Here is a 15,698-nt window from a genome sequence, read left to right on the forward strand (position 1 = left end):
TCGGATACCTAAAGATTTTTAGCACGGTAAAACCAAAAACCACCTCAAGGAGGGACAACATGATTCGATGTTTATTTCGAGCCGTCTGGAACGGAGAAGGCAGTCCGCGCTCTTTTTTTCGGGCCCAGGAAAGAGAGCATTCGCTTGCCGATGCGATGGAGCGGCTTCAGGTCGCCAATCTAAGCCTATTTGCCGATCAAGAACAGCTGTTTCTATATTATGAATGTCTGGACACGCCGGTTCTCCCGGAAAGCTTGCTGGCTGAAACCGGAGAGCGGCTGGCTGAATGGCCGGGAGGCGCGCCGGGAAGATGTTGGGTACCGATGACGGATATTTTTCATTACCAGCACCCTGTGTCGAATTCGCAGTGGGCCCGAGTCCATAAGGAACGCACACCATACGGAAGAATTGCTCTGCTAAAGCCGGAGCAAACGGCAAGCTATGTATATTATCACTACCAATACCAGGAGGAAAAGCCGGGGGACGGCGATAAGTACGGCATGATCGGCATGCACGAGAACGTGTTGTTTTTCTATTCAGAGCTGCCGGAGACGATCACGCCCGTGCTCTATGAGGGCCGATTGAAAACGTCGCTGAAGCCTGAAAACTGGGCCGAGGTGATGGAGCCTCATTTTATCAAGTGGGAGGGGGCTTCGGACGGGCAGGACATTTGGCGCAAGCTGATGCTTGTGCTAGAAGTGCGCTGCCCGGCCGAAAGAAGGGGTGCACAACATGCGTAACTCGCTATGTCTGAACGGAGATTGGGATTTCATGCCATTGTACGATCAGCCCCAATCCCGTCAGCTGCCGGAGAACATCGTATACGATCAGCACAAAGTTCAGGTCCCATCCAGCTGGAGAAGGACCTACAAGCAGGGCACCGGCCGGTCGTTCGGGAACATTCCCGAATACGGATATGTTCCGATGGACCTGTACGATTATCCGAAGGAATGGGACACCGCCGAGGCGGGCGTGCTGCACCGGAGCTTCCGGCTTCCGGACCACATGGCCGGCCAGCGGATTGTGCTGCGCCTGGACGGTATCATGCAGAAGGCTGTTATCTATTTGGACCAGGAGGAAATCGCCGTATGGGAAGACGGCTACCTGCCGCTCAGGCTGGATATTACGTCCCGGGTGCAGGCGGATCATGAACACCACCTGCACGTCGTTTGCGGGAGCTTTGACCGCGTGACCCTTCCGTCCGGATCGCAAAAAGTGACCGGCCTTACCGGTTCCTGGTTCGGCACCGTATGCCGCGGCATTTGGCAGGATGTTTACTTGGAGAGCTATCCGGAATTATCTCTGGAAGACGTCACCATCCGCACGTCTGTCAGGGATGGGAAACTGGAAGTGCATGCGATTGCCGGAGGAGCTTCCACCAAGATAGTTCACAATTCGCGAGAGATGGAGCAGAATGCGGTGCAAATCAGGCTTGTCGTACGGGAGCTTGGTGTGCTGAGCGGGGATCCGCAGCCTTTGGAGCACGCTCAAGCATCCTCGACTCATCCGGCTCCAAACCCGGTTCTTGCAGCGAGTGCAATGGCCGTTCCTGTTGAGAGTGCCGTTCAGCTGCCTAGGCTGTGCGAAAACGAGCGGGACGGGGCCGCATACCGCGCCTCCATCATACTGGATTGGCCGGACGCCCATCAGTGGAGTCCAGATTCCCCGTTCCTCTATCGGGCAGAGCTTGAGCTGCTGGCGGATGAGCGGGTCATCGACCGCTGTCATATTACGTTCGGATTCCGGGAGTTCTGGTGCGAAGGGCCCCAGTTTTTCCTGAACGGCATTCCGGTCAATCTGCGCGGAGACTCCTGGCATTTTCAAGGCGGGGTGCAGCAGACGGAAGCCTACATCCGGAACTGGTACCGGATGTGCCGCTCCATCGGCGTGAACAGCATCCGGCTGCATGCCGAGCCGTACCCTGAGGACTACGTACGCATCGCCGATGAAGAAGGCATGCTCATCGTGGATGAAACTGCAATATACGGCTCGGGCAAATCGATGCAGGCAGACCACCCGGCTTACCTGGAAAATTGCCGGAACCATGTCCGCCGCCTCGTGCAGCGGGACAAAAACCACCCGTCCGTCATCTTGTGGAGCGTACAGAATGAGATGCGCTGGGTCGACGGGCGCGACGGTTTCAAAACACATATTCCCGGCCTGATGGCCGCCATCCGCGAGCTGGATCCGACGCGGCCGATTCTTGCTGAAGGAGACAACCGTCTTCTGTCGAAAGAAGATACGGAGGTGGAGAGCCGCCATTACAATATCGACGGCACGATCGGCCAGTGGGACCGTGACGTTCCACTGACGTTCGGCGAGCATGGCGGGTGGTGGTACATCTGCCCGCAGAACAGCAGTATGTATGTCGGACTGCGAGCCTACTGCGGGACAGATGAGAGCACGGCCGGACTTGCCGAGAAGGAGCGGCTGTTTGTGGAATACGCCCGGCGCCAAGGCGTATCCGGCATTTCGACCTTTAACTTTGCGCATTATTTCATGCGGGCTATGCCTGACCGCGACGTGATTTTACCGGCAACAGGTCCCGGCGAACTTTGCCAGCCCGGCGTCAAGCCAAAGCGGATCCCCGCTTATTCACTGACCTTGAACAACGGTCTGCTGCCTGAAGAGTATCCGGCTTATTCTCCAAATCCGGCCTTTGCCATCATGGCCAGAGCATTCAAGCCGGCCACCATCATCGCGGCCGAATACAACCGCTGTTTTTACGATGATGCGCCGGTTCACCGCAGCTTCGACGTGTACAACGATACGCTTGCCGCGCAGGACGTCCGGGTGGAATGCAAGATCAGGCAGGGAGGGAGGCTGGTTCACGAGCAAAGCTTTGACTTCCGCCAAGCTCCGGCTGAGCACCAAATCATCTCGCTGCAATGGACCCCGGAATCTGTGGATGCAGAAGAACGGGCTGAGCTGACCGCGCAGCTGATGCATGACGGGCAGCTTGTGCATGAGCTGCGTATCGAATACAGATTGGTTTCCGGCAGGCTGCGCAGCGAAGCGGTGGAAGTTGGCCGGGAAGCATTCTTTTGGGGGCCGGCCGGCGAATATGACATGATCTGCAGGTTGATTCCAGAATGCGCAGCAATAGAGCGGGAAAGCTTAGCCGGACTGCCGGCGGACAGCTTACTCATCATCGGCACCTACGCTGAGGATGCGGACGGCGGGCTGGAAGCGCAGCTGAAGGCATTCGTGGAACGCGGCGGCCGTCTCATTCTGCTGGAGCAAAACCAGCTGTCGCTCGGCAAGCTGACGCTGTCACGGAGGCCTTTCATCCGTGCCCATGCTGGCAGCTACAGCCATCCGGTTCTGAAGGGAATCGGCGACGAGGATTTAATGTTCTGGCATGAGGAGCTGCGGGAAGAAGGACCGCTGCCAATCATCCAGGCGGCCTTTGAAAAGCCGGTCATCGGCGACTTTACGCTGCTGCTCGAATGCGGTGCAGGCGATTTTGGAGACGGTGGAGACTTGTGGTCACCGCTGCTGGAATACCGCAGCGGCACAGGTATGTTTATCGCGAGCCAGCTCGATCTGATGGCGAACGTCACGCGCGTTCCGCAGGCCTGCCTGCTGCTGCGGAACCTGATCGCCTACGCCGGGCGCGCCGATGACGCGGGCGCAGGCGAAACCGCCCGCACGGCCGCGCTGGTGCGCGCCGGCGGAGCGGCCGCAGCTTTCCTCGACAAGCTGCGGCTGAACTACACGGCGCTTGGCGAAGCAGCGCCGCTTCTCGCGCTGGCGGGCGCAGCCGCCGCGCCAGGGATGCCGGCGCAGGGCATCGCCCCGGCGCCGGACGCAGGCGGGCATGGCCGGCATGCCGCCATGCCGCCCGGGCAGGACTTCGGCCTGCTGGTGGCCGAAGCCTGCCTGCTTGAGGCGCCGGGCGCGGCCGAGGCCGTCCGGCGCCACGCCGAAGCCGGCGGACGCGTGCTCGTCCTGCCGGCGGAGGGTCCGCAGCAGGCGGCGCTGGCGCGCCTGCTGGACCGCCCCGTGCGGGTGGCGCCGCACGAGGCGTATCACTTGGCGGCGGATGACGGCGCCGCCATGCGCGGCATCAGCCCGGTTGACCTGTTCGGCTACGACAAGGTATTCTTGTCGCCGCGCGACGTGGTCAACCGGGTGCTGGCCAGCCACAAAATCGAAGCACCCGGCACGGAGGTGCTATGCCGCAGCGTGGAAGGCACCGCCTGGAAGGACTACTTCGTGAACGGCTACACGGCGGAGTACAGCCGTTTGGCGCTGGTGGAACTTAATCGCGCTAAGGCCGTACCCGCAGGGGCATTCGTGATCGAAGCCCAGATTGGCGGGGGAAGCGTGGTTTGCTCTCAGCTGCTGCCCGATCCCGGCAGCGACAAGGCGCTGCGCCTGTATTCGCGCCTGCTCGCCAATCTTGGTGCGGCCTTCGATGACGGCTTGCTTACGAGCGAGAAGGGAGATGCACAGTGGGCTGTGGAAGCCGTGATGGCCCTGCCTTGTCCGCCGCATGTCGATTACGAAGCGATGAAAGCTTATCACACGGACCCCGAATTTTCGTTGAACAATTTGGGCGAAGGCTTGTACGGATGGATGCAGAAGAAGGAACGGCGCCCGGATGACGGCATGCTTCGCATAGCGGACGCTGGAGACACGCCATGGTTCCTCAGCTGTTTCATCCAGGTGCCCGGGAAGGAAAACGAGATGCGGCAGGGGAAGCTGCGGATCAACACCGAGGCGTGGTTCGAGATTTATATAAACGGGGAAAAGGTCTCGAAGCCTGAGCAGGAAATCATCCTGAAGGGCGGGCTGAACCGGCTCATCGCCATCGTTCGCGGGACAACGGGAGACCTTCTTTTCGGCATGACCTTCCTGAATCGGGACGGTACGTACATGAAGGATCTGGCTTTCCGCCTGACGCTGGACGAAGTCGAGCCGAAATAGGCAGGTACACATGCGTGCTGCCGATTAGGTTTAACTGCAACTTTATAGGGGGCTTCATCCCATAGTTCCAAACAGAGACCCTACTTCATCATTTTTCAGGAGGTTGTTATGAACTGGAGCGCAACGATCGAGCAAACGCTGTTAACCACGAAAGCCAACATCGCCCGCTTTCAAGGCCAATTTCCGCATGTCAGCCACGGAGATGGCAAATATCAGCTGGTGAATCATACCGATTGGACGGAAGGCTTCTGGGCCGGCATTTTATGGTTGAGTTACGAATACAGTAAAGATCCGGATATCCACGATGCAGCAGTCCAAAGTGTCCGTTCTTTTCAGGAGAGGCTGCAGCAGGAGAGTCACTTGCAGCACCACGATATCGGCTTCCTGTATTCTCTGTCCGCCATGGCAGGCTGGATTGTCGAGCAGAATGAAGATGCCCGGCAAACCGCCTTACAGGCAGCCGACCTGCTCTTAAAACGATGGAGACCGTCCGCGCAAATCATTCAGGCGTGGGGTCCGGAAGGGGACCCGGAAAACGGCGGGCGTATCATCATCGACTGCCTGATGAATCTTCCGCTTCTGTATTGGGCGTCCGAGCAGACCGGGGACCCTCACTATGCCGCGATCGCCCGCATTCATGCGGACAAGAGCCGGAGATTTCTCGTACGGGGGGACGGATCATCCTACCATACTTTCTACTTCGATCCGTTATCGGGTGATTCGATCCGCGGGGGTACGCATCAGGGCTTCAGGGACGGTTCCACTTGGTCCCGCGGGCAGGCTTGGGGCATTTACGGTTTCGTGCTTGCCTATCGTTATTTGAGGGAGCCGTATTTTTTGGATACAGCCAAGCAGCTGGCCCGGTATTTCATGGATCACGTACCGGAGGATCTTGTGGCTTATTGGGATTTTGACGCCCCGCAGCAGCAGGGTGAGCCGAGGGACAGCTCTGCTTCGGCTATTGCAGCATGCGGCATGCTGGAGCTGGCGCAGCATCTGGACGAATCGGATCCTGAGCGCGCATCTTTTCAGGAGTTCGCGGAGCAGTCCGTCATTTCCATGGCGAACGGTTATTTCACGGCCGGCAGCACGGAGGAAGAGGGATTCCTGCGGCATGGCTCCTACTTTGTCAGAGGGGGAATTTCGCCGGATGATTTCGTCATTTGGGGCGATTATTTTTTCCTTGAAGCACTGATGCGTCTGGATGGCCGCTCGCCCGGGTATTGGTACGAAAGGTCGCTCTAAACGCTGGGTCGAAATCAATGTAAACGATAATGGAGTATGAACAAAGGTGGCGGCCATTGTGCCGCCTTTTGCCATTGTTCATGCTGTTCCTGTTTCCGCTGAACGACAAAAGTTCGCTCATATAGACTGCTGAGCACAAAAAGAAGGGACACGTTAAAGAACGTATCCCCCCTCCCGTCTACCAAACTCCGTATGGCATACCCGAAACGATCCTCGAAATGATTCCTTGTTCAGTCTCAGCCTTTTCCTTTCATACCGATGTGCCGCGCAACCCTTTCACCCAGCTCCGGAGATGCTTCGTACAAGTAACTTAATACGATCCGCTGCGTTTCATGGGATATTCCTTTTAAATCAGCTGCTAAGTTATCCACCAAGTGCTCCTGCTGTACTGGTGAAATGGCGCGGTAAAACTCCCCGGCTTGGGTGAAATTATCCGGTTTGGAGATGTCGGTCCGTTCGAGCTTGCCCTCCACGTATCTGCCATTTCCGCTGGTCACCAGGGAAGCCGGAGACCAATTCTCCTGGTGATTGATCGGTATGCTGCGAAAGCTAGGGCCTAACCGCCTGCGCTGGGAATCCCAGTAAATGTTGGCGCGGCCCTGCAGCATTTTATCATCCGACAATTCGGCGCCCTCCAGCAGATTGGACGGGGAAAAGGCAATCTTTTCGACCTGTCCCATATAATTGTCCATATTGCGGTTCAATACGAGGCGGCCGACCGGACGAAGAGGGTACTGCTGCTGGTCCCATACCTTGGTATCATCCAACGGGTCGAACGGAAGATGCGCCGCATCATCGGGATTCATCAGCTGCACATACAGCCCGTACTCCACGGTCTTGCCTGCGGCAATGGTATCGTACAGATCCTGGCCGGCAATATCCGGGTTCTCACCCGCCAGCCGGGCTGCTTCCTGCCGATCGATATACTGCTCGCCGGCTAATGGCATCCAGTGGTACTTTACATAAAAACGCGTACCCCGTGCATTTTTCCACACGTAAGTGCTCACGCTGTGACCCTTGATATGGCGGAGACTCTTCACCGTGCCCACGTCCGAGTAGAGCCAAACGAGGAAATGGGTAGCTTCCGGCGCCCTCGCTACAAAGCTCCAGAAGCGTTCGGGATCGATCAGATTGTTTTTCGGCGAGGGGAGAAAGGCCTTGATTGATTCCGGAAACCGGACGGCATCTCGAACCAAAAAGACGGGGATATGATTGCATAACAAATCAAATACCCCCTGTTCCGTGTAAAACTTGGTGGAAAACCCGCGTACATTGCGCGAAGTATCCGGTGTGCCTTTATTGCTGACCGCGAGGGAAAAGCGAACCGTGACGGGAACCTGCTGACCGGGCGTCTGCAAAAAGCTGAGCATCGTATAGTCGGTCATGGAATGCACTGTCTCAAAATAACCGAATGCGCCAAAGCCTTTTACGTGGACGGGACGCTCAATGATTTTGCTATGTACAAAGGTTTCCAGCGTTTCATGCAAAATGTTATCCTGTTCCAGGACAGGCCCGCGTTCGCCAACCGTCTGCGAGTGCATCGCGGCCGGCAGATCCTCTGCCCATGGTAAGGACTGGTTAACGCTATGCGGCCTGTCGTTCCCCTGATTTGGAACCGCTGAATTGGGTTCACGGTTCGCTGTATTGCCAGCCTGAGGGGCAGCACCGTTGTGATGGGAATCGTTCATTCCTTAACCTCCATATTCATGACTTCTCTCCTATATGGTTTATGCGGACTACCAATGAAAATATGAGTGGACATCCATATGTCACTGCAGGTTTCACGGTGCGGTGTATCGAAATATAGTCGCTTATAGGTTAGCTGGAATGTCATAAATAAGCCTCTCAAAAGAAAATTATTATCGAGGGTGGGGAATGAAATAACATGATGATATCTTATGAGACCGATACAAATACATTTCAGTTTAGGGCTGCTTGCATTATCCTCCATAGAGATAAGATACTGATGCAAAGAGCAGATCATAATCAATAGTGGTTTATACCCGGCGGCAGAGTGGAATTCGGTGAAACCGCAGAGGAAACGATAGAACGTGAAATGATGGAAGAATATGGGGCGCCAATCTATGACCGTAAGCTTCTCTGGATAATCGAAAATTTTATAGACTTTCCGGATCGTAAGGTTCACGAGCTGGGGATGTTTTTTCTTGTAAATTTGCCAAGAGATCATTCCATATTTGATCATACGACAGGGGTCAAACACATTAAAAATAGAGCCGTCAGATAGATCGGAGGGAGAATATATTATGATCCGTGAAGCGGAATCCAAAGATAGGGAACAACTGAGCAACTTGTACAGAATGCTGGTGCCGAACAGCAAGAAAATGAGTGTGCCGGAAGAGCAGATCGAGAAAATCAGAATGGATCCCGCCAATTTTCTGCTGGTCTATGAAGAGGAAGGGGCATTGCTGGGAACGCTTACGCTGAACATCTGTCTTCAAGCCATGCATGGGACCAGACCCTATGGATTGATCGAGAACATCGTCGTTCATGAGGACCACCGCAGCAACAATATCGGCCAATCCCTTCTGAAATATGCCGAAGAATATTGCAGATCGCTGCATTGTCACAAAATCATGCTGCTCAGCCATTCCAAACGAGTCCGGGCCCATCAATTTTTTGAACGCGAAGGATATGACGGCTCAGTCAGCAAAGGCTTTAAAAAATATTTGTAACCGTACATTCAGGAAAACCTAAAGATCAGCTCCAATTTCCTCTGTAAGAGAAGTGTCCGCTATAATGGGGAAACAGGCATCAAGAAAGGAATGTAATTATGAAGAAATATATCATCATCGGATCTGGCATCCTGGGAGCATCGACGGCCTATCAGCTGGCAAAAATGGGAGCGGATGTCCTTCTCATCGACCGCAAGGATCCAGGACAGGCGACGGATGCCGCTGCGGGCATCATTTGTCCATGGCTGTCGCAGCGCCGCAATCAGGCCTGGTATAGGCTCGCCAAGGCAGGAGCGGCTTTTTATCCCGGGTTAATCAAGGAACTGGAAGGAGAAGGCGAAACCGAGACGGGCTATGCGAAGGTCGGTGCACTCAGCGTTCACCAGGACCCGGAGAAAATCCGGAAGATGGAGGAGCGGGCATTGCAGCGTAAGGCGGATGCACCGGAAATCGGCGGTATTACCCGGCTTTCGGAAGAAGAAACCCATCAATGCTTTCCGCTGCTGGAGAGAGGCTATCAATCGGTACGGATCAGCGGCGCCGCCCGGGTCGACGGCCGTGCCCTGCGCGACGCTTTGATTCGGTCTGCCCAGAGGCACGGGGCTGCTGTGATTCACGGGGATGCGAAGCTTCTGGTGGATGGGAACCGGGTAAGCGGAGTATCGGTCGGACCCGACGAATATGCAGCGGACCGCACGATTGTCTGTGCAGGGGCGTGGGCCGGACAGCTTCTGCAGCCGCTCGGTGTCCGCTTTAACGTCCGTTACCAAAAGGCGCAAATCATGCACCTCCAGCTCGAAAATCATGAGGATACAGGCACATGGCCAGTTGTCATGCCGCCTTCGGATCAATACTTGCTTGCTTTCGAGAAGCAGAAGATTGTGATCGGGGCAACGCATGAAAATGACGTGGAAGGCTACGATACAAGAACAACAGCGGGTGGTATGCAGGAGATTTTGAATAAAGGATTAACCTTGGCGCCCGGATTGGCGGACGGTACCTTTCAGGAGGTCAGGGTCGGATTCCGTCCGTTTACCTCCGACTTTTTGCCGGTGCTTGGGGCCGTTCCGGGCTGGAGCGGCCTGCTCGCGGCGAACGGGCTCGGTGCTTCCGGTTTGACGATGGGGCCTTTTATCGGCTATCAGTTAGCTAAGCTGGCGCAAGGCATGGAGCTTGATATCGACATACACGATTACGATATCCGCAAAGCCATAGATGAGGGTTCGTTAACCGAATCGTAACCCGTACGTAACCCTTCATGGATCGCTATTCTTCTACAATAGAAATGACATCAATACATATGAAATACGTCTCCAATGGCGTATATAAAGGAGAATGATCCATGAAGAAACGGTTGAAGGTGTTCATTGCGGCGTGTTCGGCATTTGTCGTTCTGTCGGGCTCCGCGCTGGCGGTGTCGGCCGGGCCGCGGATTTTTATCAATGGGGCGGAATTCGCCAACACTTTTATGAAATTGAAAATCGAAAACGGAAGCGCCATGGTCTCGCTGCGGGCCATCGTGGAGCAGCTGAAAGGCGAAGTGGAGTACAAGAGCGACGGCATTCATGTGTCATTGCCCGAGGCGAGCAAGCTGGCTCAGCAGGTGAACGGCTTCATGAATGCCCTGAAGGCCGATACGCCGGAGGATGCCGCCAATACCTGGATCCGCGGCGTTCAGAAACGCAGCGGGCCAATGCAGTATGCTGTGATGACTCCCGCGCTGCAGGCCAAAACCAAACAGCAGTTTGAGGACAATTTCTGGGTTACCGGGGGCTCCAGTCCTCATATGGGCACGGTCACCAACATGACTACCAAGACGTTATCGGACGGCAAAGTGCAAATCTCCTTTGATTACCCTTTGGTGACCTCCGCAGGCGTGGAAGGCACGGGCAAAGCTATGCTCACGATTGAGAAGGGGACTGGACCTGCTGATGACCAATGGGCGATTTCGTCCATTTGGCTGAAAGATCCCGGAGATACCGGGCTCATGATCGGCGTGGATTAGGGATTTTTCGAAAGCTCGCTTGATAGCGGGCTTTTTTTCTTGGTTTATCGTTTGCCCGGCAACCAATAAACATCGTCAATTTCCCATTACACTGCATAAAATCAGGCTATTTTTCCCATCGTAAGAACATATTCAAACATGTCGGATTCTTAAGCAGGAGGCAAAAGATGGCGCAGCAGCAGGAACGGGAGCATTGGCTGGCACTCATCAAAAAGGGAAACAAATCATCGGCGATCGCGATGCTCGGCAATGCGGTCATCGCTGCAGCCAAAGGGGTGGGGGCGGCTTTGAGCGGCAGCGGGGCGATGTTTGCATCGGCGATGCACTCGCTTGCGGACTGTGTAAACCAAGGGTTTGTGTTTGCCGGTAGCGTGCTTGCGGAAAGAAAGCCCAACCGTAAATTTCCGACCGGATTCGGCCGGGTGATCAACATTTTCTGCATGGTCGCCGTCATTGTGGTGACGATTATGGCTTATGAAACGATTCGGGAAGGATGGCATCTGATTCATCATCCGGCCAAAGCGGGCGGAGCTTTTTGGATTAACGTGGGTGCGCTTATTCTGAACCTGGTGATCGATGGCGCGATTTTATTTAAGGTGATGAAGGAAATTGCCCGAGAAGCAAGGATTGAGGCCTCCGGGATCTCACTCATCCCTATGTCCTTCAAGCATGTATCACGCTCAGCACCTCCGACGCGGCTGGTCTTTTATGAGGATTTGGTAGCGGTCACCGGTGCGTTTCTGGCTCTTGTCGCTGTTGTCGTCACGACATTTACAGCCTTTAAAGCACTGGACGGCATCGTGACCGTCATCATCGGTGTGCTGATGGTGGCCGTGGCTTTTCGTGTAGGCTATGATAATATGGTCGGACTAATCGGTGTGGCTGCGCCGCGCGACGTGGCGGAGAAGGTGTCTTCCATCATTTTGTCCGATCAGGACGTCACCGATATCAACGGTCTGCGGATTATCCAGGAAGGCCGGTACTATCATGTGGATACGATGATCGAACTTCGGAGCGGCCTGTCGCTTGCCGATGCCGATGATATTAAGTTCCGCGTTCAGGACCAGCTCAGCTCGGATCCGGATATATCGGATGTCGTATTGGGCATCATCGAAGATAACGGTGTGAAAAATTGGACGCCGGAGCATTTGAATGAGTTTTCGTAATCGCTAGCATTAAGATATTTGAAAAGTCCGCAGCATGCGGGCTTTTTTGTGTTGGGCTGCACGAATCCGGATGGATGGTTGGGTGTCAAATGTGCCATATCTTATGGCTTGAATGTCTAGATCATGCTATTTTCCTGACTTGATCATCAAGGTTTGACTGCAGGCAACCGTTTAGAATATGGACAGAGCCGGTTGAACCCAGAACAAATTGGCGTAACCGCTCTCATATAGTCACATGTGGAATCATCACGATTAGGAGCTGAGCATCGATGCAGTATACCAACCCCGTCATTCCCGGGTTTCATCCGGATCCCAGCATCTGCCGGGTCGGTGAAGATTATTATCTGGTCACCAGCACATTCGAGTATTTTCCGGGGGTGCCTATTTTTCACAGCAAAGATTTGGTGCATTGGCGGCAAATCGGGCATTGCCTGACGAACGAGCAGCAGCTGCGGCTGGCGGGTGCAGGCAGTTCAGGCGGCATTTACGCGCCAACCCTTCGCTACCATGACGGTATGTTTTATATGACAACGACCAATGTTAGCGGGATCGGGAATTTTTATGTGACCAGTGTAGAGGCAGCCGGCCCCTGGTCCGATCCAATACACGTTGCGCAGGGCGGGATCGATCCATCCTTGTTTTTCGATGAGGACGGCCGTGTGTATTTCCAATCGACCCGAATGGGAGACGAGGGAGACGGGATTTATCAATGTGAGATCGATAAGGAAACCGGTGAGATGCTCACAGAAAGCCGGTTGATCTGGCAGGGAACCGGAGGGGCGCATCCCGAGGCGCCGCATCTCTACAAAATCGGGGATTATTATTACTTGATGATCGCCGAAGGCGGGACGGAGTTCGGACATATGGTGACGATCGCCAGAAGCACCGATCCCTACGGACCTTATGATTCTTGCCCGCATAATCCGATTCTGTCGAACCGGAGCATAAAGAGCACCATCCATGCGACAGGTCATGCCGATCTGGTACAAGCTCATGATGGAAGCTGGTGGGCGGTTTGTTTGGGAATCCGGCCTCCGTCCTATCCGATGCGCCACCACCTGGGCCGGGAAGTGATGCTTGCGCCGGTAACCTGGACGACGGACGGTTGGCCGGTCATCGGCGCAAGCGGACATATCGAACCCGTTATGGACTCGCCGAATTTGCCTGCCGTCCTCTGGGACGAGAAGCCGGCAAGGGATGACTTTGACGCATCACAGCTTCAGCTGGAGTGGACCTTCTTGCGTAATCCCGCTCCTGGTAGCTGGTCTTTGGAGCGGCGGCCTGGGCACCTGGAACTTCGCGGAAATCGGACGACGCTGTCCGACACCGGCTCTCCGGCGTTTGTTGGCCGCCGTCTGTGCCATTTTACCTGCAATATTTCGGCAGCCATGGAATATGAACCAGTCGGCGACGGGGAAGAAGCCGGGTTAACGGTTTATATGAATGAGAAGTATCACTATGATCTTGCCGTTACGTCAAGAAATGGAGTCAAGAAGATACGGCTTCGGCGCACTGTCGGTTCCTTAAGCGTGGAGAAAGAACATGCTTGTCCAGCAGGGCCGCTGGAACTGAAGATCGAGGTACACCCTGACAAATTCGTGTTTTATTACGGGCAGCCGGGAGCAGAACTGACGGAAATCGGCTGGGGGGAGACCCACCTGCTTTCCACGGAAGTGGCCGGGGGATTGTAGATTACGAATTACAATGGCTATTAACCAAACCGGAAACCGGTAGAGGAGGGATGTTTGTCGAGGATATTTCCGAAAACGTTTTTACTGCAGGCACAAACGGAAGGATAACCGGGAGAGCTAACATCAATCAGCTATGCTAAACCCAAAAATGCAAACGCATTCTTAACAGAAATAAGGGGGAACATGACCATGACAGGTACAGTTGGGAAAAAATTCGGGCTGCTTCTTCTTGCCGGCATGCTGTTCATTTCGGCAGGGTGCAGCAGTTCAGGGGATGGCAAGCCAGCCGATTCGGCCGGCAGCACGCAGGACTCCAAAGCGGACGATACGAGCCCCATCACATTTTCGTTTTTTGGGGCGGACGCGAGCCCGAACTGGAACAAAATGCAGGATGAGGTTGGCCAAGAGATCACCAAAAGGACAGGGGTGACCCTGGATGCGGAATTCGCCGTATCCGGCGCGGGAGCGGATAAAATATCGCTTATGGCGGCGAGCGGTGATTACCCGGATCTGATTTACGGCAAAGGCGATGTCGATAAATTGGTGGAAGCCGGGGCTATGATCGACCTGACCGATTTGATCGACAAGTATGCACCGAATCTGAAAAAGGTATACGGCAAGTATATGAACCGCCTGCCATACAGCAACGACGATAAATCTATCTATGTCATACCAAGTAACGCGGCTGTTGATCAGCAGGACTTTGACGCCGGCAGCGGCTTTGAAATCCAAAATGCGGTGCTGAAGGAGCTGGGTTACCCGAAAGTCAGAACCGTCAAGGATTTTGAAAACGTTCTCCAGCAGTACAAAGATAAGCATCCGACCATTGACGGCAAGCCGACCATTCCGTTAACTTTGGACGCCGATGACTGGAGAATCATGATCACGGTTACGAACCCCGCAGTGTATACTACCGGACTTAAGGACGACGGTGAATACTACATTAATCCGGACACCTTTGAAGCCAAGCTGCACTATAAGCGGCCGGAGGAAAAAGAATACTTCCGCTGGCTGAACCATATGTACAATGTGGGTCTGCTGGATAAAGAAACGTTTGTTCAAAAAAGCGATCAGTATAAGTCCAAAATCGCCAGCGGCCGCGTCCTCGGCCTGATTGACGCCAAATGGGGATATGCGGAAGCGGAGAATGCCCTGAAGTCCAGCGGGAAGGCGGAGCGCACCTACGCCCATTTTCCGGTGACCATGTCGGAAGAGTACAAGGATCATAACTTCCAGGATACCGGATTTATGTCCGGCTGGGGCGTTGGCATTACGACCGCGTGCAAAGATCCTGTACGGGCGATCAAGTTCCTCGACTTCCTTGCATCCGATGAAGGCCAGGTCCTGATCAACTGGGGGATTGAAGGCAAGCACTATAATGTGGTGGATGGCAAACGGGTCATTCCCCAAGAAGTGCTGGATAAGAAAGTGAATGATAACGCCAACTTTACGAAAACCACCGGGATCGGCTTGTACGGAAACATGTCGGCTCACTACGGAGACGGTGTCAAGGACGCCACAGGAAACTATTACACGACGAATTTTCCGGAACAAATTATCGCCTCATACACCAAGCCGGAAAAGGAAACGCTTGAGGCATACGGAGCAACCACCTGGAAAGACCTGTTCCCATCGAGCAAGGAATTTCCGGTCAAGCCGTGGGGTGCTGCCTGGAATATTGCAGCTCCGCAGGACGGTAATTATAATGTGATTTATCAGAAAACGCAGGATATTATCCGTAAACGGATTCCGGAAGCCATTCTGGCAAAACCGGAGCAGTTCGATGCGATCTTTGACGGTATGCTGAAGGAGCTCGACGACGCGGGCGCCGTGGAGATGGAAAAGCAATATACAGAGCTGGTCAAAGCGAGAGTGGAGCTGTGGAGCGGTAAATAAACGCGCATAAAAAGATGCACAAAAGGAGTCTTTAGCTCCTTCTGTGCATCTTCTTTTCTTTTAATAGATT

At 54.4% G+C, this 15,698-nt stretch carries 11 protein-coding genes; 10 read left to right on the plus strand and 1 reads right to left on the minus strand.

The window, feature by feature from the left end:
* Positions 1-59: 59 nt before the first annotated feature.
* The 3 genes from MKY74_RS20160 (at position 60) to MKY74_RS20170 (ending at position 6,177) form a co-directional block, all read left to right on the plus strand.
* Positions 60-740, plus strand: coding sequence for a hypothetical protein (locus tag MKY74_RS20160; protein WP_076165721.1), 681 nt, complete (start codon positions 60-62; stop codon positions 738-740).
* Positions 733-4,932, plus strand: a complete 4,200-nt coding sequence (locus MKY74_RS20165; RefSeq protein WP_076165718.1) for a glycoside hydrolase family 2 protein — start codon at positions 733-735, stop codon at positions 4,930-4,932. Before MKY74_RS20160 ends, MKY74_RS20165 begins: the two co-directional genes overlap by 8 nt.
* 108 nt (positions 4,933-5,040) lie before the next feature.
* Complete coding sequence (locus MKY74_RS20170; protein WP_076165715.1) at positions 5,041-6,177, plus strand: glycoside hydrolase family 88 protein; 1,137 nt, start codon at positions 5,041-5,043, stop codon at positions 6,175-6,177.
* Positions 6,178-6,413: 236 nt separating this feature from the next.
* Here MKY74_RS20170 and MKY74_RS20175 read toward each other — a convergent pair whose 3' ends face one another.
* Complete coding sequence (locus tag MKY74_RS20175) at positions 6,414-7,718, minus strand: catalase (RefSeq protein WP_144025383.1); 1,305 nt, start codon at positions 7,716-7,718, stop codon at positions 6,414-6,416.
* Between the two features lie 458 nt (positions 7,719-8,176).
* Here MKY74_RS20175 and MKY74_RS35730 point away from each other — a divergent pair, with 458 nt between their 5' ends.
* The 7 genes from MKY74_RS35730 to MKY74_RS20205 all read left to right on the plus strand — a co-directional run bounded on the left by MKY74_RS35730 (position 8,177) and on the right by MKY74_RS20205 (position 15,628).
* The gene (locus tag MKY74_RS35730) at positions 8,177-8,422 is read left to right on the plus strand and encodes an NUDIX domain-containing protein (protein ID WP_084203685.1); all 246 of its coding nucleotides are present in this window, start codon (positions 8,177-8,179) and stop codon (positions 8,420-8,422) included.
* A 19-nt stretch (positions 8,423-8,441) separates the two neighbouring features.
* A complete protein-coding gene (locus tag MKY74_RS20180) occupies positions 8,442-8,870 on the plus strand; it encodes a GNAT family N-acetyltransferase (RefSeq protein ID WP_076165704.1) in 429 nt (142 codons plus the stop codon).
* A gap of 98 nt (positions 8,871-8,968) precedes the next feature.
* Entirely contained in the window at positions 8,969-10,111 is a 1,143-nt protein-coding gene (locus MKY74_RS20185; protein ID WP_076165701.1) for an NAD(P)/FAD-dependent oxidoreductase, read from the plus strand.
* 101 nt (positions 10,112-10,212) lie between these two features.
* Positions 10,213-10,875, plus strand: a complete 663-nt coding sequence (locus tag MKY74_RS20190) for a hypothetical protein (RefSeq protein ID WP_076165698.1) — start codon at positions 10,213-10,215, stop codon at positions 10,873-10,875.
* A 167-nt stretch (positions 10,876-11,042) separates the two neighbouring features.
* Positions 11,043-12,041: a cation diffusion facilitator family transporter gene (locus MKY74_RS20195; protein ID WP_076165695.1), complete on the plus strand. Its 999-nt coding sequence runs from the start codon at positions 11,043-11,045 to the stop codon at positions 12,039-12,041.
* A 269-nt stretch (positions 12,042-12,310) separates the two neighbouring features.
* A complete protein-coding gene (locus MKY74_RS20200) occupies positions 12,311-13,732 on the plus strand; it encodes a glycoside hydrolase family 43 protein (protein WP_084203684.1) in 1,422 nt (473 codons plus the stop codon).
* A 183-nt stretch (positions 13,733-13,915) separates the two neighbouring features.
* Positions 13,916-15,628, plus strand: a complete 1,713-nt coding sequence (locus MKY74_RS20205; protein ID WP_432206586.1) for an ABC transporter substrate-binding protein — start codon at positions 13,916-13,918, stop codon at positions 15,626-15,628.
* Positions 15,629-15,698: the final 70 nt, after the last annotated feature.

Origin of the sequence: Paenibacillus sp. FSL R5-0378 (assembly GCF_038009285.1) — a bacterium.
Lineage (GTDB): Bacteria > Bacillota > Bacilli > Paenibacillales > Paenibacillaceae > Paenibacillus_AQ > Paenibacillus_AQ favisporus.